Origin of the sequence: Massilia sp. MP_M2 (assembly GCF_039123635.1) — a bacterium.
GTDB lineage: Bacteria > Pseudomonadota > Gammaproteobacteria > Burkholderiales > Burkholderiaceae_D > Telluria.
On sequence record NZ_JBCHJF010000003.1, the window covers coordinates 532,764 to 556,916 of the forward strand.

At 57.5% G+C, this 24,153-nt stretch carries 12 protein-coding genes and 1 pseudogene; 7 read left to right on the forward strand and 6 right to left on the reverse strand.

Features of this window, described 5'->3' with window-relative positions:
- The first annotated feature begins 61 nt into the window (after positions 1-61).
- Positions 62-1,699 carry an ATP-binding domain-containing protein gene (locus tag RCH14_RS10075; RefSeq protein ID WP_343025984.1) on the forward strand — a complete coding sequence of 546 codons (1,638 nt, stop codon included), beginning with the start codon at positions 62-64 and terminating at the stop codon, positions 1,697-1,699.
- A gap of 33 nt (positions 1,700-1,732) precedes the next feature.
- On the opposite strand, the gene leuA is transcribed toward RCH14_RS10075, so the two are convergent.
- Positions 1,733-3,415 carry a 2-isopropylmalate synthase gene (gene leuA, locus RCH14_RS10080; RefSeq protein ID WP_343026032.1) on the reverse strand — a complete coding sequence of 561 codons (1,683 nt, stop codon included), beginning with the start codon at positions 3,413-3,415 and terminating at the stop codon, positions 1,733-1,735.
- A 549-nt stretch (positions 3,416-3,964) separates the two neighbouring features.
- Between leuA and RCH14_RS10085 the strand changes: the two genes are divergently transcribed.
- The 5 genes from RCH14_RS10085 to RCH14_RS10105 all read left to right on the forward strand — a co-directional run bounded on the left by RCH14_RS10085 (position 3,965) and on the right by RCH14_RS10105 (position 10,999).
- Entirely contained in the window at positions 3,965-5,071 is a 1,107-nt protein-coding gene (locus RCH14_RS10085; protein ID WP_343025985.1) for a hypothetical protein, read from the forward strand.
- Positions 5,072-5,395: 324 nt separating this feature from the next.
- A complete protein-coding gene (locus RCH14_RS10090) occupies positions 5,396-6,241 on the forward strand; it encodes a DUF4007 family protein (RefSeq protein WP_343025986.1) in 846 nt (281 codons plus the stop codon).
- The gene (locus tag RCH14_RS10095) at positions 6,234-9,569 is read left to right on the forward strand and encodes an ATP-binding protein (RefSeq protein ID WP_343025987.1); all 3,336 of its coding nucleotides are present in this window, start codon (positions 6,234-6,236) and stop codon (positions 9,567-9,569) included. The genes RCH14_RS10090 and RCH14_RS10095 overlap by 8 nt, the downstream gene beginning before the upstream one ends.
- Positions 9,562-10,404: a phosphoadenosine phosphosulfate reductase family protein gene (locus RCH14_RS10100; protein WP_343025988.1), complete on the forward strand. Its 843-nt coding sequence runs from the start codon at positions 9,562-9,564 to the stop codon at positions 10,402-10,404. The genes RCH14_RS10095 and RCH14_RS10100 overlap by 8 nt, the downstream gene beginning before the upstream one ends.
- A gap of 85 nt (positions 10,405-10,489) precedes the next feature.
- Positions 10,490-10,999, forward strand: a complete 510-nt coding sequence (locus RCH14_RS10105; protein WP_343025989.1) for a hypothetical protein — start codon at positions 10,490-10,492, stop codon at positions 10,997-10,999.
- Between the two features lie 14 nt (positions 11,000-11,013).
- Here RCH14_RS10105 and RCH14_RS10110 read toward each other — a convergent pair.
- Positions 11,014-12,163 (reverse strand): annotated as a pseudogene (locus RCH14_RS10110) (IS3 family transposase).
- A gap of 29 nt (positions 12,164-12,192) precedes the next feature.
- Between RCH14_RS10110 and RCH14_RS10115 the strand changes: the two are divergent.
- Complete coding sequence (locus RCH14_RS10115; protein ID WP_343025990.1) at positions 12,193-12,627, forward strand: hypothetical protein; 435 nt, start codon at positions 12,193-12,195, stop codon at positions 12,625-12,627.
- Between the two features lie 70 nt (positions 12,628-12,697).
- Here RCH14_RS10115 and RCH14_RS10120 read toward each other — a convergent pair whose 3' ends face one another.
- Genes RCH14_RS10120 through RCH14_RS10135 form a run of 4 tightly spaced genes read right to left on the reverse strand, consistent with a single transcriptional unit; the run spans position 12,698 to position 23,928 of the window.
- Entirely contained in the window at positions 12,698-15,052 is a 2,355-nt protein-coding gene (locus tag RCH14_RS10120) for a DUF262 domain-containing protein (RefSeq protein ID WP_343025991.1), read from the reverse strand.
- A gap of 13 nt (positions 15,053-15,065) precedes the next feature.
- The gene (locus RCH14_RS10125) at positions 15,066-20,471 is read right to left on the reverse strand and encodes an FtsK/SpoIIIE domain-containing protein (protein WP_343025992.1); all 5,406 of its coding nucleotides are present in this window, start codon (positions 20,469-20,471) and stop codon (positions 15,066-15,068) included.
- Positions 20,465-22,024 (reverse strand): hypothetical protein, encoded by a 1,560-nt coding sequence (locus tag RCH14_RS10130; protein ID WP_343025993.1) that lies wholly within the window; start codon positions 22,022-22,024, stop codon positions 20,465-20,467. The genes RCH14_RS10125 and RCH14_RS10130 overlap by 7 nt, the downstream gene beginning before the upstream one ends.
- The gene (locus tag RCH14_RS10135) at positions 22,021-23,928 is read right to left on the reverse strand and encodes a hypothetical protein (protein WP_343025994.1); all 1,908 of its coding nucleotides are present in this window, start codon (positions 23,926-23,928) and stop codon (positions 22,021-22,023) included. The genes RCH14_RS10130 and RCH14_RS10135 overlap by 4 nt, the downstream gene beginning before the upstream one ends.
- Between the last annotated feature and the right edge of the window lie 225 nt (positions 23,929-24,153).

Consider the following 24,153-nt stretch of genomic DNA (forward strand, 5'->3'; position numbering starts at 1 on the left):
GTGTGACGATCATGCAAACAGTCTTACAATAGTTTCTATCTTATTAACGTTAGCGGACATCATGGCCCATATCCAACCAAGCGGCTGGCGCGAGCTGTCCGTCACGGGCGCCGCCGCCCGCGAAATCGAGACGCTCGCTTACCTGGAGCAGCGCCTGGCCGACACGCCCTACGTGATCTACCACGGCGTGCACTGGACGAACGTCGAGCAGGGTTACTCTGTGTATGGTGACGTCGACTTCATCGTGCTCGCGCCGAACGGCCGCATCCTGGTCATCGAGCAGGTCGCCGGCTTTTTGAACGAGACGCCGGAAGGCCTGGTCAAAAGCTACCAGGGCAAGCCGCGCAAGGTCCGCACGCAGATCCTGGCCACCATCGAGGGCCTGGCCAAGCGTTTCCAGGGCACGCTGTCGATCGACTACCTGCTGTACTGCCCCGACTACATCGTGCGCGACCAGCCGCTGGCCGGCATCGATGCCGACCACATCATCGACGCGTCGAACAAACCCAGGCTGGCGCGTGTGATCCGCGAGGCGCTGCCCATCACCGAGCGCACCGACGACTTCGACAAGGTCACGCGCTTCCTGGGCGACTCGCTCAACTTGCGGCCCGATCCGAGCGCCATGATCGGCAATGCGGAGGCGATGGTCACGAAACTCTCGGGCGGCCTGGCCACGTGGGCGCGGCGGCTCGACTTCTCGCCATTCCGGCTGCACGTGATCGGCACCGCCGGCAGCGGCAAGACGCAGCTGGCGCTGGCCGAATACAGCGCCGCCATCGACGCGGGCCTGCGCCCGCTGTACGTGTGCTTTAACCGGCCGCTGGCCGACCACATCGAACGGCTGGTGCCGGCCGGTGGGCGGGTGGCGACCTTCCACATGCTGTCGGACGCCTGGCTGCGCGCGCAGGACATCACGCCCGATTACGCGGCGACCGACGTCTGGGACAAGATCGAAGCGTCGATGGCCGACGCCACCTTGCCCGAGACCTGGCAGTTCGACGTCGTCATCGTCGACGAGGGCCAGGATTTTTCGGTGGCGTGGCGCGACATCGTGCTGCGCATGCTGAAAGAGGGCGGGCGCGCGATCTGGATGGAAGACCCCGACCAGAACCTGTACGGTCGCGGGATGGTGCCGCTGCCGGGCTGGGTGACGCTGCACTCGCACACCAACTACCGCAGCCCGCGCCAGATCGTCGACATGCTCACGGCCATCGGCGCATCGCACCAGCCGGTGGAGGCGGGCAGCCCGTTCATGGGTGCCGATATCGAGAAGCTGACCTATCCCGAAGGCGATGTCGAAGCGATGCTGGCGCAGACGCGGCGCGCCGTGACATCGTGCCTGGCGGCCGGCTTCGGGCGCCAGGACATCGCGATCTGCGCGTTTCGCGGCCGCGAAAAGTCGGCGATTTTGCAGCTCGATCGCTTGAGCGATGCGCACTCGCTGCGCTCATTCACGGGGACGTATGACTTGTTCGGCACGCCGGTGTTTCGCGAAGGCGGGCTGCTGGCCGAATCGGTGTATCGCTTCAAGGGGCAGTCGGCGCCGGCGCTGATTTTTACCGAGATCGATTTCGCGGCGCTCGACGAGCAGGTGCTGCGCAAGCTGTTCGTGGGGATGACGCGCGCGCGGTTGAAACTCGTGCTGGTGATGAGCGAGCGCGCGTCGTTGCAGATCGTGGATCGGAAGAGCGGGCGGTGATGTGGACGGGGTGGCCCCGTCCACGCGATGTTGTTATGCCGCCAGAGCGTCCGAATTCGGCTCGGCGCTCACCACATGGCGGTTCACCGCCGACAGCACCGACTTGAACGACGCCGTCACGATATTGCTGTCGATGCCGACACCGAACAACGTCGGGCCATCGCCCACCCGCAGCTCGACGTAGCACGCCGCACGGGCATCGGCGCCCGAGCCGATCGCATGCTCGTGGTAATCCATCAGGCGAATCTCGAGACCCAGCGCCGTGACGAACGCATCGATTGGCCCGTTGCCACGGCCCGAGAACACCTGCGGCGCATGGTGGCGCGCCACGTCGACTTCGAGCTGCACGTCATGCGCGCTGTCTTCGGTCATGCGGTGCGCGAGGTAGTGATATGGCTCTTGCTGGTCCAGGTACTCGCGCGCGAACAGCGCGTGCAAATCGGCCGGGTTGATTTCGCGGCCGCTCTCGTCGGCCTGGCGCTGCACGACGCGCGAGAACTCGATCTGCAGACGGCGCGGCAGTTGCAGGCCGTATTCCTGCTCGAGCAAATACGCCATGCCGCCCTTGCCGGACTGGCTGTTGACGCGGATGACCGCATCGTAGCTGCGACCCAGATCGGCCGGATCGATCGGCAGGTAAGGCACTTCCCAGATCGCGTCGGCCTGCTGCTTGGCAAAACCCTTCTTGATCGCATCCTGGTGCGAACCCGAGAACGCCGTGAAGACCAGGTCGCCCGCATACGGATGGCGCGGGTGCACCGGCAGCTGGTTGCAGTCTTCCACCAGCTGGCGCACCGCATCGATATCCGAGAAGTCCAGGCCCGGATGCACGCCCTGCGTGTACAAGTTCATCGCCAGCGTGACCAGGTCGACGTTACCGGTGCGCTCGCCATTGCCGAACAGGCAGCCCTCGACGCGGTCCGCACCGGCCATTACGGCCAGTTCGGCGGCGGCAACGGCGGTGCCGCGGTCGTTGTGCGGGTGGACGCTGATGACGAGCGATTCGCGGTTGTTCAGGTTGCGGCACATCCACTCGATCTGGTCGGCGTAGACGTTCGGCGTGGCTGCTTCGACGGTCGACGGCAGGTTGACGATCATCTTGTTGGCCGGCGTCGGCTGCCAGACGGCGCTGACTGCATCGGTGATCTGCTTCGAGAAATCCAGCTCGGTCGTCGAGAACGATTCTGGCGAATACTCCAGACCCCACTGGGTCTGCGGATACTGGGACGTCAGGTCCTTGATCAGCTGCGTGCCCTTGACGGCGATCTGCACGATCTCGTCGCGCTCCATATTGAAGACCACACGGCGAAACACCGGCGCGACCGAGTTGTAGACGTGGACGATCGCGCGCTTGGCGCCGACGGCCGATTCGACAGTGCGCCGAATCAGCTCATCGCGCGACTGGGTCAGCACGATGATCGTGACGTCGTCCGGGATGTGCTTGTCGTCGACCAGCATGCGCACGAAATCGAAGTCGGTCTGCGAGGCGGACGGGAAGCCCACCTCGATCTCCTTGATGCCGATCTTGACCAGCATCTTGAAGAAACGCAGCTTTTTCTCTGGGCTCATCGGCTCGATCAATGCCTGGTTACCGTCGCGCAGGTCGGTGCTCATCCAGATTGGCGGCGTGGTGATGGTGCGGCTTGGCCACTGGCGGTCTGCCAGGTCGATGGCAGGGAAGGGACGGTACTTTGCGGCGGGATTGGTCAGCATGATCGGGTGCTCCTGATTGGTTTGGTCACTGGGCGGCGCGGATGCGCCTGAGGGTGGCGGAGGCTGCCGGGCGGGCCACGAAACGCGAGGCCCGGCAACCGGTCGGTAGGTTCAGCGCTTCGGATGGGACGCAAGCGCTCGCCGCCAGGATGGACCCGGTGAGGAAAAACGATGAAGCGAAAATTGGCGTGGTAGACATCTGGGCGACTTCCTGCTGCAGTTGGGACCGGCGTGTGCCGGACGTACGGCCGAACGATCAGGCGCGTAGTAGCAGTGCAGCTAGCGATAGCGCGCCAGCGGCTGGGAGAGTGTTTGACAGATGCAGGGTGAAAGACATAATTTCGACTTTAAGGAACTCGGCGCCGTATGTCAAGCGGACAATTGGCGTGTGTGGAAAAGAAAGTACGGGAATTCGGGCGAGTTATCTGCTGCGGGGTGAGTGGGTTCTGGGGTTTTAGGGATGCAGTTTATGCCGGCGCCATGGACCAGAATACCTGCTTGCACGATGGCACGTGATAGCATCGACGGCGATACTTTCTGGAGGTTTTGCCGATGCGCCGCCCTGTTACCGATATGTCCCGTTCGCGCCTAAATCTGTTTGGCGCACTTGGTTTGATGGCGCTGCTGGCCGGTTGTGGTGACGGCATCCCGAAGGACAATGACAAGAACGATGACACTCCACCACCCGTGCAGACAGTGGCGCTGTCGGTGTTCGCGGGCGACCCCACTGCCGACGGGACGATGGACGGCACCGGTACGGCGGCGCGCTTCAATAATCCTTACGGGCTGGCGATCGACAGCAGCGGCAATGTGTACGTGGCAGATCGCGGCAACTACGTCATCCGCAAGATCACGCCGGACGGTGTGGTGACCACGCTGGCGGGCGGTGCCGGGCAGAGCCGGCTTGTTAACGGTGCTGCCGCCAATGCGCGCTTCGTCAATCCGGTCGCATTGACAGTGGGGAGCGGCGGGACGGTGTATGTCGCGGATGATGTGAATATCCGCAGCATCACAACGGGTGGCCAGGTCGCGACGGTGACCACGATCCCGGTTGGCAGCAACGTCGCGACGACGAGTCGGCCTGACGTTACACCGGGCGCGATCGCCGTCGATGCCAACAACAATCTCTACGTCACTAACAACTACGGCACGCGTCGGTTTGCCATCGGCACGGGCGGGACGGGGATTCTGGAAGGGCAGAACACGGTTGGCGACCTGTTCGGAACGCGCACACTGGCACCGCGCGGGGTGGCGGTGGACAGCAGCAACGTCGTGTACCTGTTCGATCTCGAGCGCGAGATCAGTCGCTGGAATCCGACGGCCAATTTTGGGTCGGACAATCTGTTCACGATTGCTGGTGCGCAGAATGCACGCGGTGCGGTGAACGGTACCGGCAATGCAGCGCGTTTCGAACAGGTCGTAGCGTTGACGGTGGATCCGCAGGGCAATCTGTATGCTGCTGATGCGGTAAATAACCTCGTGCGCAAGATTACGCCGGCTGGGGTGGTGACGACGGTGGCCGGGACGACGCGGGCGACGACGTTGCGTGTTGGGGATTTGCCCGGGAGTCTGGGCGATGTTCGCGGCATTGTTACGGACGGTAAAGGGCTGCTGTATGTGACGTCGGGGAATGCAGTTATAAAAATCATACTGAAATGATCGGCTTTGTCGACAAAGCCTGGCTCGACGCAGGATGTGGAAGTTGCAAAAATGCAATTTACATCTTTAGCTTTTGTTAGCGTAGTTTTGAATAAGTTCTGAATAAGTGGATGCTTCGCAAAAAAACATTGTCTCCGTTGGCGAGCTGATGAGAAGGTATGTTGGCAGATATAAAACACTGTGGATTTTTACAGTAAAATCCTAGGGGTCTAACTGGTGGATTCCACCAGTTCGGGTTAAACTGTAACAATGAATGCTATATCTAAACTTAGCCGAGGTAGATCTGCCCACTTCTCAGGCCATGAAACGTTTCCTCTGCGTCAAATGTGGCTTAAGAAGCTATTCGATCAAGCCACTGACGGCGGGTTGATCCGCAAATCGACATTTTCTCAAGAGAAGTCCATTGCGGACTTTGGTGTAGGCAAGAACATGGTGGCATCAATTCGCCATTGGGCTCTGGCTTGCGGCGTGATGTATGAGGACGTCGACGGTTTCCGCATTCGAGGTCTTGCTAACGAGATTCTAAGTGACGGTGGGCTCGATCCCTATGCTGAGAGTCCATCAACGGCTTGGCTTGCGCATTGGCAGCTCGCAGGCCGCTGCATTCGCTCGACTACTTGGCATTGGTTGTTCAACCATGTGACTGCTCCAACCTTCACCCGCCAAGAACTAGAAGAACCTCTAGCCATCTACGCTCGTGAACTTGATCCTAAGCATAGGCTGTCTGCCTCCACGATCTCGCGAGATTTGGAGACGTGCCTTCGCAGTTACGCGCCGCGTGTTGCGGGAGGCTCCCCTGAGGACTTTGCAGAGCCGCTTTTGGGCGAGTTAGGGCTGTTGCAGGAGGTTCATAAGGGGCAATACGCTTTTCGACGCGGGCCGAAGGCGTCGTTGCATAACGGCATCTTCGCTTATGCCTTAATCGACTTCTGGAATCGGGAGGCCGAGGGACAAAGTTCGCTCGCCTTTGAAACCGTCGCTTACGCAGAGGGCTCGCCAGGACGGGTCTTCAAGCTCGATGAGGAGTCGATCGCCCAACGATTAATTACTCTCTCAGACTTCACCGGACGCAAGGTTGAATGGACCGATTCGGCGGGCCTGCGCCAAATTCATCGCAAAGACTTGTCTAAGGAAGACGTAAAAAACATGATCAGGCGCGCCTATGACTGACACTAAGCATGAGGCGCTTTCGGATAGTGTCCAGATTTCACGCCAATACCAGCGTTCTATCCGTGTCGACGCCGACATCGGCCGCGCCGACGCACTCGCTGGTTACATCTGCCACGCGACTGCGGCTTCCGTAGTCGATGGCATGTGTACGCAGCTCTCTAGTACCAATCAACGATGCTTCACTTGGACGGGCCCGTTTGGCGGAGGTAAGAGCTCGTTGGCAGTCGCGTTGGCGAGCGTCTTGCATTCAAATAAGGATCTTCGAGCGAAAGCACGTGACGCTTTGCATCTCGACTCAAAGCCGTCTTTTGACAAGGCATTCCCGGTTCGCAATGGCTGGTTGCTCGTCCCGACGGTTGGCCGGCGTAGTAGCGTCGTGACAGAGATTCATGCCGCGCTACGCCGCGCGCAGGGTAAGACCGTTGATGGCCGCAGTAGGCCGAACGCCCAGTCGTTGATCGCCGAGTTGCTTGAAGAAGCCAAAAATCGACCGCATGACGGCGTGCTAGTCATCATCGACGAGATGGGGAAATTCTTGGAGGCTTCGGCCTTGGGTTCCGGTGATGATGTTTACTTTTTCCAAGAGCTTGCCGAGGCGGCCGCTCGTTCAGAAGGATGTCTAGTTGTCGTTGGTGTGCTGCATCAGTCCTTCGCACAATATTCGGCCCGCTTGGGCATCGATACCCGTGACGACTGGGCAAAGATCCAAGGCCGCTACGTCGACCTTCCTTTCGTAGCCGCGAGCGATGAAGTTGTCGAGCTGATTGGCCGAGCGATCGAGGCCAAGGAAATCCCGCACTGGATGCGCGACGCGTCCATGACCATTTCTGAGGCGATCCGTTCGCGCCGGCCCGCAGTGGGAAAGGACTTTGCGCAGGCACTGGAAGCCTGCTGGCCACTGCACCCGGCCATGGCAGCACTGCTGGGCCCGATTTCTAAGCGACAGTTTGGACAAAACGAGCGTAGCACGTTCGGCTTCCTATCCTCAGTAGAACCGTATGGCTTCCGGTCCTATTTGAACTCGACTCTCAAAAGCGATGCGACCTGGTATCGTCCTAGTGACTACTGGGACTACCTGCGATCAAACTTGGAGCCGGCGATCCTTGCTTCTCCTGACGGGCATCGCTGGTCGCAAGCCGTCGAAGCGGTCGAGCGGGCCGAGGCTAAAACGGGCGACGCGTTGCTTGTGTCACTGATCAAGAACATCGCAGTTATTGATTTGTTCCGCAGTGGCTCCGGCCTTGTTGCCGACTCCGCCGTAATCGGCGCACTTTTCTACGACAAATCCCGCGATGAACTCGACGCTGCGCTGGAAAAGCTCAGCTCGCTCAAGGTCGTGCTATTCAAGAGCTACACCGGCGCTTGGTCGGTGTTTGAGGGCAGCGACTTCGACATTGATGCAGCGATTGCCCAAGCCATGGCTACTTCGCCTGGTATCGACTACGCCTGGCTTGCACAGCTTATGGGCCTGCATCCAGTAGTGGCCAAACGCCACTATCACGAGACAGGAGCAATGCGCTGGATGGAGCTCTCGCTTTGCAGCAGCGACCAGGCCGAGAAAGTCGCCGCTAACTTTCAACCTAAGAAGGGCGAATTCGGGGCGTTTATTCTTGCTCTCCCGACTAAGGGTATGAGCCAGCGCGAAGCAAGCCTTCGAGCGGCGGACTGCTCAAAGCTTCGTCCATGGCCAGTGATGGTAGGCATCCCCACCAACCATGTCCGCATCGCGGAGCTATCTGCTGAGCTGGTGGCGTTAGAACAAGTCAAGGAGCGGCATGAGCTTTCTGGTGACGCCGTCGCCCGGCGCGAGGTCTACGCGCGGTTGGCGGCAACGCGGGCCGATCTTGAGGATCAATTACAAGCCGCGGTGTCGAGGGCAAAGTGGCATAAGGGCGCGCATCAGATCGTAGAGCCAGGAGAGAAGCTCTCCCCCGAGGCATCCATGCTGGCCGACGACCTATTCAAGCATTCGCCTCCGGTATGGAGCGAACTGGTCAACCGCGACAGTGTGTCGAGCAACAGCGTGAAGGCCCGCCGTGAACTGTTGCACGCGATGATCAATGCCGAAGGTCAAGAGGCCTTGGGCTTCGAGGGATTTCCAGCCGAGCGCGGTCTCTATGAAACGCTGCTCAAGAGCACGGAGCTTCATCGCCAAGACGCTTCCGGCGCATGGCGTTGTATGCCGCCTAGTGATGGTTTTGCTAAGGGCTTCGCGCCGCTATGGGATGCTACCCGCGTCCTCTTCTCCGATGCCAATGCTCGCGTAGGCGCGCATGAAATTTATGCGTTGTGGAGTGCGCCGCCTTTCGGCATGAAGCGGGGTATTCATCCTGTAATTCTCACAGCCTTCCTGCTCGCCCATAAAACGAACATCGCCGTCTATAAGGACGGAATGTTCATGCCGCGACTCACCGATTTTGACATTGATGAGTGCCTGCAAGACCCCAGCCGCTTCTCGCTGCGTTGGGTAGCCATCGACGAAGACAAAAACCATATCCTCGAAGGGATCTCCGAGCTATTGGCTGAGATTGGCGAAAGCGCTGGCGCGGCAGACCCGCTTGAGGCAGCGCGCGGCTTGGTGGCGATGGTATTCAATTTGCCCGAATGGGCCCGACGTACCTCGCGGCTAGGGCAGGTAGCCAGAGACATGCGCGATATGCTCCTTAAAGCCAACGATCCGCACAAGGTCCTGTTCGTCGACCTAATCTCGCTCTTGGGCGTTGCCGACGGCAAGTCCTACGTGCAGGCACTGCGCGCGCCATTGCAAGAGCTCGCCGGTGCCTACGGTAAGATGCTCGCCGAAGTCGAAGCCAAGATGCTTTCCGCGCTCGACGCGAGCAGCGACGACCTCGATGCACTTCGAGCGCGCGCCCGCTCGGTCTCCGGCATTTCGGGCGACCTACAAATGGATGGTTTCGCTACACGTCTTGCCAACTTCGATGGCTCGCGGACCTCGCTCGAAAGTCTACTGAGCATGGCGGCTGAGAGGCCTCCGCGCGACTGGGTGGATCGCCATATCGACGCGGCGATCTTGGAGCTCGCCAAATTCGCGCGACGTTTCCGCGAGGCTGAGGCCTTTGCGGCAGTGCAAGGCCGGCAGGCTCACAGCGAGGCTATTGCTGTAGTTATTGGCGCTGGCTCGGACACCAAGATGATCTCACGCTCGTTCACGATATCGGACCGTCATCGCCAAACGGTGGACTCAAAGGCCGACGAGGTCGTCTCGATGCTGTATAGAGAAGGGCTGGAGACGGACGTATTGCTAGCAATCTTGGCTAAGGTCGGGATGATGTTGGCTTCAATTGACACGGAGGAGGCCAATGGCTGAGAGGCACGTTTTAGGGATTTCTGGCGGCAAGGATAGCGCGGCGCTGGCTGTGTACATGCGCGAGCATCATCCCGAACTTGAGATCGAATACTTTTTCACAGACACTGGCGAAGAGCTCCCAGAGGTCTACGAATTCCTCGGGAAGCTCGAAGGCCGGCTTGGCAAACCTATTCTAAGGCTCAACCCTGACCGAGACTTCACCTTCTGGCTGCGCCAATACAATCACTTCCTGCCCAGCCCCAACACGCGTTGGTGCACACGGCAGCTGAAGCTAGCTCCCTTCGAAAGCTGGGTGAGGCCCATGCTTGCGGCAGGCGATAAGGTTACGTCCTATGTTGCTATCCGCGCCGATGAAGAATACCGCGAGGGCTACTCGGCCAAAGCCGATAATCTTTTCGTCAAGTTGCCCTTCCGAGAGGATGGCATCGACAAGGTCGGCGTAATCGATATACTTGAAAACTCTGGTGTCGGATATCCAAAGTATTATGAGTGGAGATCGCGTAGCGGATGTACTTTCTGTTTCTTTCAACAGAAGATTGAGTGGGTAAGACTGCGCGAGCAGCATCCCGAGTCCTATGAGGCTGCCAAAGCTCTCGAAAAGGATGCCTTAGATCATGGCTCGCCTTTCACCTGGTCAAAGGGCGAGTCGCTCAGCGATATGGAACAGCCTGAGCGCGTAGCTGCGATTCAGGCCGAATATGAGATTCGTCGTAACCGCATGCGCAAGGCAATTCCCATTAATCCGCTGCGGCCTGTAAAGGCTTGTCCGGACGATATCGATGACATCTATGGGGTCGATGAGGGGAATGGCTCTTGCATCGTGTGCCACAAGTAGCCTAGAAAGCGATGGGTAAATGAGCAAAGATTATCCGAAAACAATCTCTCCTCACCCCTGTCCAATTTGCTCCCAGACTCGGAGAATGTCCGAGCATTTAATCGAGGCAAGCCTCGCCGCGAGCTACCTTGGGAACACCTCGACCTACGAAAGTGAGCATGGCATCGCGACCATCCGAACCGAAACTATTGGAGATTGGTTCAAATTAGCCGCTCAACTCGAAAAGGTCGAAATCAATACCTGGAAGTTCGAATCCTCCGAAGCAAGCCTCTACTGCGGCACAGTGGCTGACAACATCGACGCGCATTCGGAACACTATACAAATCATGCTACCGCGCTCACGCGCTTCATGTTCGTCTGCAATGGCCTCGAAGAGGCTTTTCGCTTCGTCGATCACCTCTACGCTCCGTTAGCTGCCGCCAAGGGCGTGGCCAAGAAGGATATCAAGCGGGCCAGTAACATGCGTGCCGTCGTGCTTCTCGACGACGTTTTTGAACGAATGGGGGGGCAGGCCGCCCCACAAGAATTTGAACACCACTGCGGCAACTTCATCAGCCTATTCAATCGATATAAGGCTGAGGTGTATTGTCAATAGTGGACACATCCGTTTCAAGCAGCCATCTTCGCTTTGCTGAAATTTTTGGCGAATAGCGCTGGCGATACGTAGCCAAGGCGCGAATGTCGCCGTTGGCGGTTATAGAAAATCTCGATGTACTCCTTGATCGCTGCTTCCGCGTTAGCCCTTGTGGCGTAGCGTTGATGATGAATCATCTCATTCTTCAAGCTACCCCAGAAGCTCTCCATGGGAGCGTTGTCGTAGCAGTTCCCTTTGCGCGACATGGAAGCTTGCATGCCGAACTGCGCGACCAGTTTCCGGTAATCGTCAGCGCAGTATTGCGTCCCGCGGTCAGAGTGGTGAATCAAGCCAGGAGCCGGACGCTTTCTGCGCACAGCGCGCCACAAGGCCTGCGCCGTCAGATCCTGCGTCATGCGCGATCCCATTGCATATCCCACCAGCTCGCAGGTAAAAACGTCCTTCACGCCAGCGAGATAGAGCCATCCTTCGTCCGTCATCACGTAGGTGATGTCGGTGACCCAGACTTCGTTCGGCCGCGTCGGCACGAAGGTCTGGTTCAACAGATTGTCGGCGACAGGAAAACCATGGCGCGAATTCGTCGTCGCCTTGAACTTGCGCTTTTGTTTGCAGCGCAGACCGAGTTCTTGCCGAAGCCTGCCGTATCAAAGCCTTGAGAGACCAGTTCTGGAAGCAGGCGCAGTGGCCCTTAGGTCTCCCGGGTCTGCACATGTACTGCCTTGATCGCGATCTTCAATCGCTCGTCGTCTTGCGCGCGTTGCGATGGCGGACGGTCCAGCGCTGCATAGAATCCACTACGCGAAACGTCGAAGACACGGCACAACAAGCCAAGCGGGTAATCGAGTCGCACCGATTTCATGAACGCGTACCGGGCAGCGACTCCCTTGCAAAGTACGCGGTGGCCTTTTTTAGCACTTCCTTTTCCATGCGCTCGACGGCCAGTTCTCTGCGCAGCTTAGCTACTTCGGCTTCCAGCTCCGACACGCTGCGACTGCCTGGCGCCGCCGTCGGGTCGCTGCCTTTCTTGGCTGCGCTAACCCAGTTCGCCAAAGTCCCTTTGGGGATGCTAATTCGCTTCGCTGCCTCCTCCAGTGTAAGGCCCTGGGCAAGGACCAGCTTGACCGCTTCTGCTCGGAATTCCGGTGTGTATGTGGTTAATTTCATGCTCTCACTCCCTCTGACAATTTTATCAAATGGAAGTGTCCGAAAAAGTCAGGTTACCTCAGGCTAAGCACAAAGCAACAGTAAGCGGGATAAAGGCTGGCGAAGAAACACTCCCTACGTTCGCGCTTCAACTTGTACGCATCCTTCGAAACCATGTGGCGCACGGAACATTTCCCTTGGGGCCACCTGCAGACTATGGAGGCTACGAGGACAGTGAAGAATTGATCCTTATGCTCAGGCATGCTTGCCGAGTGGCGGCACTATACACGCAGTTTATCTTCCGTTGGTTTAGCCCTGGCTTTGAATCCGAGGACTATACCTCTATGATGGGTTGGGGCAAAGAATTTGACCGCTTCAAGGAGAGATGTACTCTTGAATACATCTTAAATCTGCATCAGCATAGTGATTTCTCATTTCACCAAGACCATTACTGCTACGACGATGATGATGAAGAAGTCAATTAAGTCATCACTCCGCCCCGGATCAAGCGCGGCTTGCCATTAAGCTGGCTGGAACGCGCTTGATCCAAAATAGCTATCGCAGCCAGGCGTCGAGCCTGTCGAAGACCCGTTGGCACAGGTGTTCGGATCGCTGTGCGATGAACGCCTCATCCCAGCGTTGACCTCCTTGCCCACGGAATGCAAGTGGCGCCAAATGCGACTGATAGCTCGATGCGGCGACCAATGTTGAAAGTGAGGGCGGAACACTGCCGATGCCCAGCGTAGCGGCTAGAGCGGTTCCACTTGGGCCAGCCGCTGTTGACCCGGGCATGGTCAGGTTCCAGTAGTAGAAAACCTTATCTGGCCATTCTGAGTAGATTGAAGAGTTCACCGCTGTGGAGAGCAGGGTCAGGTTGCCGAGCTTATCGACGATCGAATAATTTCCTGGGTAGATAGTGCCGTCGAAGTGAGCCGGGAACTTAATCGTCGATGGCTGATCGCGTGTGGCGACATGTTCGATCACCTCGTAGCTCGTCATGTGCCATACGCGGCAGTTCAGAAGATCGGCCGAGTTAGCCATGCCGTCGGTGAAAAAGCCTTCTTTGCCAGCAGTAAGATCCGGCGCGGCGTCATTGGCCGCAATAAGCAGGGCGAATCGGCAAACTGCCTTGCGTGAATACCAGGCATTTTCTTTGGCAAGGTCCGCCCAGATTTGCCGAGCCAAGACCGCGTTGGAAGCGTTGTAGATCTTCTGGTTCTCCAGAGCCTGGCGGAATGCCGCCTTGACGAAAGACACGGATTGGTTGGCCGCCCCATTGGCAAAAGAGATATTCCCGGTGGTTGCCTGGAAAAGCGCTCGATAGTCTGAGTCAGGAAAACGCGCCTGCTGCGCGCCCATGTAAAGCGTAAAGAAAGCCGCAGTCGCCTCGCATACAGCGACGAAGTCGGCCGCCGCGGTAACTTGGTTCGCTGCGCTCGATTGCGAGCGGAGCAGCTTAGAATAGAACACGCTCAGCACAGCATGCGCGAATTGATGGCCTGCGTCTTTGAGATAGAAGACGCACAGTCCGGCGCGGTCAGCTTGCTGCTGTGACAGCCCCAAAAGCATTAATCTTTCGCAGAGGCCGAACTTGTTCGAATTTTTCGGCGACCTCCGAGGCTTAACGAAGGTCAGGAAATACTCGGCCTGGTCTGCGATCGTGGTGACAAAGTCGATTGACTTCTGGGTCGGTGCGCCAGCGGTCAACGAACCCTCGAGCGTGTCTGTCAGCCAGTCGCGTTCCTCGCTAAACCTTCGACTGCGCTCCATCCCATTGAATACCAACGCTGAGGACACGATTACTTTGTCCGTCAGCTCCTCCTTGTCCGATGAATTGCTCTCAGTCTCAAACACTCTCTCGATGCGGTCGACCTGCGGCTTGATTGCCGTTGAGTAGCCAACGCCCCATGCTTTCACTACCTGCGGCTTGAATACCTCGAAAGCGGTTAGAGGCGTGCCTGTGGCGTTCAGCGACTGGAACATGTCGAAAGCCAGGCCCAAATCTAAGCATTCGATGACCACGAGGTGGCACGAATTCTTCAAAAAGGCACATACTGCTAGCAGCAGCATCCCGCCGTAATATACGGATTGCTCGTCCGGGTCCAGGGCGCCAATATTCGGCCAGGTGGGTGGATAGGCCATGAAACTGAACAGGCTTCCATCGACAACGCCGTTTGCCGACAACAAGCCGATGGCAAGGGCCACGTCGGCCGCCTGAACCTCTTCGCTGATCTTTTCCTGGAACGCCCTTAATACTGATCCCACTCGCTCGTCGGTCGGGATTGCATCGATAGAAATGCCGGCGATGAACTTCGACAAAAAGCTCGACGTATTGGAACGATAGAAGTTGTCGATAGGGCCGCTTAGCGTCCACTGATCGGACACAGGGTTCGCCGACACATCTCCTGCCCGGATGATCTTGGGCTTCAGCGCGGGCTGAGCGCCGGTCTTTGTGATCTCAACCGAGAAGAACTTTCGGATGTTGGGCAGCTCATCGGTCAACTCGGTCGCCAACGTATTGAACTCAGCCGCTGAGCCCGCCAAGGCGTTGAGCTTCGGCACTGTCTGGGAGATCTGTTCCGCTATCACACAGGCCAGCATCGCGATGGAGGTAATTCGCTGCTGACCATCAACCACATTTGCGACCTTGGTCAAGAGATTTGGCGTGTCCGCGTGTACGCCAGTCTGCACGTTCTTCTCGTCATGCAGGATGACCGTGCCAAGGAAGATGCTGTTCTCTGGCTTGGTAAGTGTGCGCTTGATACTGGAGAAAATGTCCTCGATTAGCTTCGTAGCGTTCTCTTCGTCCCACGAGTAGTTGCGCTGGTAGTAGGGGATATAGAAGCCGCGCCCGCTCTGTGAAAAAAAGTCGAGCAGGCTGGCCGCATCGTGTTTGAATGGCTGCGCCATAAAGATCTCCGAATTACTGGTTTGAGTTATCTGCTCGAATGGCGGCCACGGCCGCTTCGATGTCCTGGTCGGACAGGAAGGAGGCTTGCGCGAAGACTAGGCCCTGCTCGCCGTTTAATTTGGCGGCTAGATGTCCTCGGCCAAGTAGCAGCTCGGCGCCAGGCCGATCCAGCGCGATTTTGGAAGTCGCCTCGCTAGAGACCTTCAAGATCAGACGGTTGCCCAAGTTCTCTCGAAGCTGCATCGGCATTACGTCTTTGTCGGGGCGCTGGGCCGCGAAGATCAAGTGGATGCCTGCCGCACGGGCCTTCACACCTAGACGCTGCACTGCTGTCCCCACCGCGCCCTTGTATTTGTCGTCAAGCATCCAGTCTGCGAATTCGTCGTGGATCAAGAAAACCATGGGCAAACGTTCCGCTGCCGAGACCTTGGAGTTATAGGTCGGCAGATCACGTGCACGCGCCTTAGCGAATGCTCTATAGCGGTCCTCCATCTCCTGTACAAGTGCTGCGAGCACTTCGCTTGCCTTCTCCTTAGTAGTGACGATCTCATCCCGCATGTGTGGCAAGTCGGCTAACGGGGCATAGTCGACTCCCATCTTGGGGTCGATCAAGATGATCTGTGCCAGATCCTTAGAGTTGGTTGCTGCGATGTCTAGAAGCAGCGCCTGGATCAGCACCGACTTGCCGCTGCCCGTGGCGCCGGCGACCAGCGAATGCGGCTCGTGTGATGAGAGGCCGCCGAATTCCGCGCCGAGGTTCAGATACAGCAGTGCGCCGTTAATTTCCTGCAAACCCAAGAGAAAGGATGTGTTGATCCCTGCGATATTGCGGTTTAGCTCGCGGCGTGACCACAGTTCCCAGAGCGACACGGCTTGCCGCTTAGCGCCAGCGACCGTCACCACGATCTCGCCAGGCTTTGGCTGAACTGTTACGAGATTGATTGCATGTGTGGTTAAAAGCTGCGTACGCTTACTCTCGATTTCCTCGACACGTAGCCGGTCTGAGCCTGCCATGCGAACAAGGCAGCCATTGGGGGTCAGCCGCGTTCCGAGGATTGCGGCCTGCAGCCCATAGCTGTTAAGTGCGGCCTTGAGCTTCTTAGTTGTGTCCTGCGCCCATTCTTCTCGCTCAGCATCGGCTTGCGAGCCGCCGGCGAATTTGGACGCGACAAGCTCGGCAAGTGCCACCCCGAGGCTATCCGCTGCTGGCGTCGGAATCCAGGCTGAAGCTGGCGACGCGGTGTTGGCTTGGGCCGAGCTTTGCACAGGAGCTGACGATTCTGGCGCTTGAGAGAGGACATCGTCTACGGCTTGGATTCCTTCGCTCTCCGCGATTTTCCCCACAATCTCATTTCCGCCATTGGCGAGCTGGCCCATAGCCGCGAGCCAAGGCACGCGAGGAGCTGGCTTCTTGAAGCTATGGTCGGACCAGGTTTCGTGCGCACCTAGAGCCGCGCGGGCGTTGATGCTGCCTGTTCCTCTAGCGTATGCTTCAACCAGTTTCTTGAGATCAGCGCGATCAAAAACCTCTTGCCAAGCCTTGACCCCACTCTCATCCAGGAGAAGCTCTTGCTCGGAGGCAGACACCGAGCCAGCGTCCGAGGTGTGAACATAGACCTGCGAATAGCCGCGAAGGGAAATCTCGACATCCCCTTCTCGAAGCTTAGAACGAGCGCGCTCCATCAGACCTGTCATTCCCGGAGGAATGTCTGCATCGATGAGCATGTCTGCCAAGCGTGCCAGCCATATATCTCGGTCGAGCCGACCAGGATCTCCAAAGAGGGCTTCGCGAAAAAGACCCAGTGTAGTCAAAAGCTGATCCTTTGAGCTTCGCCGAGCCGCGGCAATTCCATCTGCGCTCACATACTTCGATTCGACGATCGCGATGACTATGCGGATTCCATCTTCTTTCTCCTCGACATTGAGTGCCAAAATGTCCGCGATGCGACTCTCAGGTTGGGAAAGCCAGCTTGCGTAGTCGTCGAGAAGGAAGTAGGCCGTCAAGACCTGCCCGCTGCCAGCAAGGACCTTAAACTCCTCGACGAGTAGATAGCGGCTAAGGACCAGACCGATCATTTCACCCGCCGAAACGCCGCGCTTGGCCGCCCGTAAAACGATGTCGCCGGAGACTGCCAGCGCATCACGTTTGGCTTTCTCAGCCACTTCATTGACCTCATCCAGGGTGAGCTGGAGTTTCAGTTCATCAAGACGACGCCGAACAAGTACGCTAAGCAGCCTGAGCTGTGAGGTCGAGCTCACGATCATATTGCGGCCGTTGGTGGATCCACGGCGATACCTGACCACCGTGATGTTGTTGTGCTGAAGCTGGCGCTTATCCAGCAGCTCGTCGTAGGTGGCGACCCATTCGGCCAAGTCATGCGCGTCGTTGATTAAAGCGGCCAGATCTTGGCTTTGCAGGGAAATGCGGCGCGCTGGCAACGATCGCATATTAGGCATCGCGTCCTTCTGATTGCAGACTGCGGACACAGCCGTGACGTAGGACCATCCTGAGGCCGTTTGCCAAGGACAGGTCAAAAACGTTGTGGACTTGAGTTCATCCTCGCCTGAAACGCTGCGGTAGGAACAACGCGAAGGTGCGTGCTCTAGGCTCGGTCGGTCATTTGTCCAAGGGACTGGCAGCCATTCCTCTTTTGCTGAGCGGGCGACTACGTCATGCAGGAAAGCCACGTCGAAGGCTTTGAAACCCTGTGCACTCTCACTTGGAGTCGAAGAGATTGGGATGACCGCAATGCGCAGTTTTGAGATGAAGTTGTCGCTAGTCTCGCTGACCACTGGCAGGTCAGGATCATCACCGGTCTTATTTACCAATTCTCCATAGACGCTACGAAGTTTCGCCTGGTCGGCATGGCGAACGGAGACGCTACACTGGAACTTGCCGTCCTCATGAATAGAGGAGAGCTCGCGCACTGTCGACAGCGGCAGCTCGGCCGCGTCGGCATTGTAAAGCACAACACTGAGGTTTGCGGCCTCATGCGGCTGCAGGCCGACGTAACGCTCCAACAGTTCCCGCACCTGCTTAGCCGCAGCGGCCGGATCCACGTCAGTCATGGCATCTTCGGTACCCCGAATCGGGGCCTCCAAAAGGCTATAGCCGTTGACCGTACTGCTCTCGCTGACCAGCTTGGGAGATCCACCCTTGTTTAGGACTGCTATCTCTGGGTAGAAGGGATGGGCGATTTCATCAGAAAACTCGCGCATGAAGATCTCGCGATCCCCATAAAAAATGCTTTCGCTCGACAGCAAATGAGTGGCGAAGCCTGCCACTCGCCGAGACTTCACGGCTAGCGCCTTCATGCGCTCTGGGTGCCATGGCGGGATGATCAGCGCGAGGGTGTCTCCAGCCACGCGAGTCGTACCCACTGATAAAACCTCAGACACTAAACGCGACCGGCAAAGGTCACCGCGCGCATGGGCCATCAACGTATCCAATAGCATGGCAAAAGATTCCGCCTGGCGCATCACCGCTTCTCCATGAAGGCCTGTGTTGACAAAGTCCCCCATGGCCTTGACATAGTCCTCTTCGAACTTATCCCACGCCGTTCTGACCTCTTCGCGTTGAGGGGGCGTTAAGCGGCCGTCGTCAGCCAGCTCTTTGATCCGGCTTTTGATTTCCTGGCGGAAACTGCGGAGCTTGTTGGCGGCAGGGACAAGGGAGCCGGCGTCTGTGGAATAAGTAGCCTCTAGGCTACCTGTGTCAAGAAGCGACAGGTTTTGAACCCCGCCTTTTTTGCTTACTAGCCGACGCGGAACCTCAGTACAGCCGACCGCTCCCTTTTCCAATAGGCGGCGCATGTCTGCGACCATGGACAGACCGATGGCGGCAGGCCTGAAGCTCCAAAGCAGTTGCGTCTTGTTAATTCGAGTCTCTGCATCACCCTCGATCTGCAAAAGTTCGACATCGAACTTGATCTGCAGCGCGAAGCGTGCGAGCGACGAATTTACCTTGAGCTTTTTGCTACGGCTCGTGGCAATCTCGCGCTCCTTTCCGATGTAGCGCTCGAAATCAAAAAGTGGGTCCGGAAGGTCTGCGGTTGTCATACGGGTGACCTTCCACTGCACTTTGGCACCCATCAGGTCTCGGATGCCGCGATACATCGCGGAGAAGAAGCTGCCCGCGTCGTGGTTGAACCGTTCGCGCCATTCGGTCCGCCCTTTGTTTACGGTGAAGCGAAGAATGCGTTCGCCTTTGGAGTCTTCAAGTCCAGCGTGTAGGTTGTTAACCACTCGAACGAATCCATCAAAGAAATCGTTGCACTCGATCGGCTTTCCGAACAGCGCCTTCTCCCACCTCGACAATAACTTGGAATCGAGCTCTAAGAACCGGCGATGGGTCGCGAAGAATTCTTCATCCTCGGGCGTGAAATCAGCCCGCCGCTCACGCGACTTCAAGTCCTCCAGGAGCTTGCGGTCCTTAGGCTCCAACGCATTGTCTTCGTCACAATCATGGTCGAAGAAGCGCAGAGTCGTTTCCGCCAAGCCTTGCTGTTTTTCCTTAGGCTTGTCGAATGCGAGGTAAACTCCCTCGGATTCCCACTCGAACTGAGCTAGAGAGGCGGCAGCTTCTTGGTCCCCCACCGGAGCCGACGCAAAGGCTTCTAAGGCCTGGCGTGCACCTTCAGCAATTTCCACGGCGTTGGCCTCAATGCGCTCAAGCAATTCGTCAGGATCCAGTGGATGGCCGTTTTGGCGGAGTTTTTTAAGCAGCGGCGCTCGTTGTGCGATGAGCTTGGCAAATGCCTTTTGCCAAGGCCCGCGCGTAGTCCCGAAGGTCTTCGCATTGGAAAAATACCCGCTATCCCTGGGAAGCCCGGCTCTTGGCAAGGCATACCCGACTGCATCGCGAATAGGTAGGCCTCTGATGGAGATAGCTTCGACGATCTCAGCGCATAAGTCACCAAGCTGCACTAGAGATAGCTCGGATGCGTTCAACAGACCGCCGAGCGCAGCCTGGAATATCTCCCTGTCGTCAGCAACCAGCGAGAGTCCGCCAGTGTGCAATGTGGCAGTAACCCAGGGTTGCGGATCGAACCTCATTTCCTTGGCGCCGATGGGTGTGACGTGCGTGAGCGTATCCGAAAGATTCTGCTCACTGCCGCTGGCGGTGAGAATTGCCTCCTTCTCGGTCTCTGCGTTGTTGCGCACGTAACCCGCGTTTTGTTGGATCAAAATCTCTGGCGGTAGGCCCTGACCCTCCACCAAGGCCTCGGGGATCATCAGATCCATCCGTGCGATTAGCTCCGACTTGCCCATGACCGAGCGGGCCACGGCGGCGATCTGGCTAGCCGAGAGCTTGTCTAGCCGAAAGAGCGCGACGGAGTCGCCCGCTTGGGCTGGGTTGGCGAGGCGCTTGGCTAAGATTTCGGCGCCGACGCGCCCGATAATGCGGTCGGTCAGCATGCAGACTCCACTTCAGAGAAGAACGGGTTTTCAACAAATGAGCACGAGTCTGAGAGTCGACGTACTAAACCCAGGGCAACAAGCCGTGCTTCCAGTTTGTCCCGGTTCTCACTAAGTTCTCCTTGGTCGATGGACTTAGCTTCCACTAGGCGAGCACCCTCGGCATCGCCTATTACCAGGCCATAGCGGCGCTGAGCTTCGATCAAAAATTCGTCGAGTTGCATTCGGACGCCGACAATAGCGATAACAATGGATTTAAGTAAGCGGTCATTTGGCGCATACCGATGCCGCCGCGAAAGCCGACGAGAGCTTAGGCCGATTGCGCGCGACCATGATGCATGGATCTTGCCCACATGTTGGCCATGCCGGGGCAAGGCTAGCTCAACGAGCTTAGAGACCAACTCGTCAGGGCTTCGACCGCAGTAGTCGTCTTCCTCCTCACCACCCACGGGCGGCCACTGGAAGGCTTCGTACAGAAGTTTTACGCGCTCGGCATCGGGGAACTCATTGGCGTCCGCATCGATCCAGGCCTGTTCGCTTCGGATCGATTGAACGTGAGCTCGAATCGCCTTTTCGGGAAGTCCTTGATTAACCAAATAGCTATCGCCGGAAAGAGCTCGGACTTTTCGCCCGTCCTTGGAAACGATCTCACAGACAAACTCGACAGGCTCGTCGTTGCCGGCGGTTTTTTTGGCTCGCTCAAGGAAGTAGAGCAGCATGTTGAGGCCGGTAAGGGTGATTAGATGCTCAAGCGCGTCATAGACCGGCATGTCTCTCGATAGAATCGCCAACCAGTCTTCGCAGATTTGGTCGAAGCGAGGACTGGACGCCTCCGGTAGATAACCAGACATGCGAGGATTGTCGGGAAATTGGGGCGCGCCTTGGAGAGCTCGGGCCAGCCTATTCATCGGTGCCGAGCGGTCAAACATTCGATTGGTCAACAAGTCACCGAGTTCGGCACCGCGCTTTGCACGGGTGAGCATCAGATATAGCAATTCTCCTGATCGGGCGAAAAATCGCCGATCATTGCTCATGTTGCCCTTTGAATCGATCTCTAGATCTTCGTAAAGTGCGTCAGGCCCAAAGGGGAAGACAAACTTCGAGCTCCAGCGCTTGTTGCTACGGGACTCGAATGAAGATGAACGGAGCAGCTCGATCGCCTTTGCGAAATCGCTGAAGCTACTGAAAGATTGACGCAGGTAGGCAACATCGCTGGCCCCGTCTTCATTGCCAGTCTTCTCTTGCTCGAACTTGTCGAGCCATTGGCGCCATTTTTCCTCGTCGGAGAGCTTGCTCCCCGCGATGGACTCGACGTAGGGGTTGTTGAATAGCAGTCCACGCAGTCGCATTTGGCGCTGCGGCTTGAACCTGACAGCGCCTCCAAGACCCTCGTGCGGCCGCAACGGCTTATCTAGGTTAGAGCCCAACACGCCAAGAAATTCAAGAACCGTCAAATGCGGCAGTTGCTCGTCGTAGAGTCGATGTCCCCAAATGTTCTCGTCGATGCAGAAGTCCACTCGCTCGATCTTAGGGCGCTTAATGATTTCGCTCATCCCGAAACCCTTACAGTCACAGGGCGAGTCATGCCACGTCCGCCAGGTTCGATGTCGATGAAGTTAAGAGTCATGGCAGAGTCATCCCCTCCGACCTCGTCGTCGTCGGCGACAGCGCCCTTGCGGACTGTCTCTGCCTTGCGCAGGAGCTTGGCTTTAAAGGCCAGAAGGTCTTCAAGGCATTCGTTGGAGAAGCTTGCCGGAAGTGCACCTTCCGCGACGCGAGCAAGGAACTCGTAGCGAATGGGTGTGAGATCGAAGATCACTCCGTTTGCAGCCCCTGGGGCGAGCAATATCTCCAAAAAGGGACGTCCTGTCGTCGCATTAAGTCTGATGGCCATTCCCATGCCGGCTTGCCGGCGTGCTGAGGTGTCGTAGTCGCAAAGTACGCTAACGCGACTTTGTGTGAATCCGCCTGAGCTCGCAATGAAGATCCGGTCGGCGTTCTCCAAGAGAAGCCCTGTCAAAACGCGATTCAGTCCCCTCGCGATTCGGCCGCGAACGCCTTCGCTGATCTGGGTGGTCTTCTTCTCCAGCGTATCGATGAGTTCAAGGTAGTCGCCTGCGTATCGGAAGACTGTCATGGCCCAGTGCGAGTAGCCGGGCTCATCTTTGGGTAGCGTGAAGTAAAGCCTGCGGCGCTGGTCCTCAAGCATCTTCAGGAACTCGTCCGCACCAGTATCCAGTCGGGCTCCCTCATGGCCTTCCAGGTAGTCGTTTTGGGCCGCCAGGTAATTTGCCGTGGCTCCGTAGATGGGATCACTGGCAACCAGGCGCGCGAAGTCGGCTTGCAGTCTTGAATCGTCCTTGCCGTAGACCAGCAGGCCATCGGCCCCGTTGGTGGTCTCTTCGCCGACCCCGAAGCCTGCCATAGCTTTAAAGACGGGGCGGTCAGCAGCCCTGCGTTTGGGCAAATTGGCGCCGAAGGCGTTGGCGTAGATGCTAGCCTTGCTGACGTTGCCCGCCTCTTGGATCTTTGCCACGTCGGCGCAGGTCATGAGGTTCTCCTTCGCGCCCTTAGCGTCAGAATACCCAAGGATAATGTTCGAGCAAAGGGCGAGCAGATCACGCACCGGTAAATGCAAGCCGTTTAGGCGCGCAATCTCAACTAGATCGCCTAAACGGCCGGCGAGCTGCCCGCCATCGGCCTCGCCGAACAACCGGCGGCGGTTCTCGTCGATCGGGCAGACCTTCCCGCTGGTATTCAGAAAGCAGTGGGAGCAGTTGTCCCACTGCGGGTGCCCTGCGACTTCCTTAGCGACCTCTTCCAAGGTCTTGCGGGTGGTCGTGCGGCTCAGGTCGAACACCGCCAGTCGATCCGGGGCCGGACCGGCTTGCAGAAAGCACTCTTGCAACGGCGTGCGGAGTGGATGTCTGCCGTCATGACGTTTGCCAAGGTCGCGCAGACGATCGAGCACTTGACCATGGTTAGCCGCAAGGATCACGATCTCGGAGTCATCGCCGCCGAGCACCGAATTTTCAAGGCGCTGGAGTGGATGGTCGCTATCGTGACCGTTGAATTCGGAAAGGTCTTTGATGAAAACGGCAAGGCGGCCATCGGCTAGCCGCAGTTCTTTGACATTTCCTTTGGCGGCCCATGCATCGGGATCACCACCCAGACGCGTCCATAGAGCTCGACAGTGGTAAGTCTTACCATCACCCGCGGTGCCGGCAATCAGCATTGAGCCAGGCGCTTTGGACTCAATGTGTTTGATCATGTCTTCCAGAAGCGGCGTCGACAAGCGAATCGGCTGGACATTGGCTCTACGGAGCGCGCCTGACACATATTCGTCGAACATCGTCAGATTTTGCGGCGTTGGACCATAGCTGCGCAAAAAGCGTACCCAAACGCTGGCTGGCGTCACTCCGAGGGCCGCTTTGCCTTGCAGGCTGCCATCTGTCATTTCTTATCCCTTTTTAACCATAAATCTCCGCCTCGCATTGTTTCGTTTGCGGGGCGAAATATGCCTGGTCTTGATAGTCCAGTCGCGGTGTTTTATAAGATAAACGCCCACTCAATTTATCTAAGTTTATCCTACTATCAAAAATTTCAGTTGAGAAATTTTTGGATATTGGTATCGCTTTCTGTTGATTCGCCGGCTTAACCGAGTGAGCAAAAAAGAATGATG

What these genes read in the sequence shown, in the direction of transcription:
- RCH14_RS10075 (WP_343025984.1), top strand. Translation starts at nt 62, where the DNA reads ATGGCCCATATCCAACCAAGCGGCTGGCGCGAGCTGTCCGTCACGGGC.
- RCH14_RS10085 (WP_343025985.1), top strand. Translation starts at nt 3,965, where the DNA reads ATGCGCCGCCCTGTTACCGATATGTCCCGTTCGCGCCTAAATCTGTTT.
- RCH14_RS10090 (WP_343025986.1), top strand. Translation starts at nt 5,396, where the DNA reads ATGTGGCTTAAGAAGCTATTCGATCAAGCCACTGACGGCGGGTTGATC.
- RCH14_RS10095 (WP_343025987.1), top strand. Translation starts at nt 6,234, where the DNA reads ATGACTGACACTAAGCATGAGGCGCTTTCGGATAGTGTCCAGATTTCA.
- RCH14_RS10100 (WP_343025988.1), top strand. Translation starts at nt 9,562, where the DNA reads ATGGCTGAGAGGCACGTTTTAGGGATTTCTGGCGGCAAGGATAGCGCG.
- RCH14_RS10105 (WP_343025989.1), top strand. Translation starts at nt 10,490, where the DNA reads ATGTCCGAGCATTTAATCGAGGCAAGCCTCGCCGCGAGCTACCTTGGG.
- RCH14_RS10115 (WP_343025990.1), top strand. Translation starts at nt 12,193, where the DNA reads ATGGAAGTGTCCGAAAAAGTCAGGTTACCTCAGGCTAAGCACAAAGCA.
- RCH14_RS10120 (WP_343025991.1), bottom strand. Translation starts at nt 15,052, where the DNA reads ATGGCGCAGCCATTCAAACACGATGCGGCCAGCCTGCTCGACTTTTTT.
- RCH14_RS10125 (WP_343025992.1), bottom strand. Translation starts at nt 20,471, where the DNA reads ATGCTGACCGACCGCATTATCGGGCGCGTCGGCGCCGAAATCTTAGCC.
- RCH14_RS10130 (WP_343025993.1), bottom strand. Translation starts at nt 22,024, where the DNA reads ATGAGCGAAATCATTAAGCGCCCTAAGATCGAGCGAGTGGACTTCTGC.
- RCH14_RS10135 (WP_343025994.1), bottom strand. Translation starts at nt 23,928, where the DNA reads ATGACAGATGGCAGCCTGCAAGGCAAAGCGGCCCTCGGAGTGACGCCA.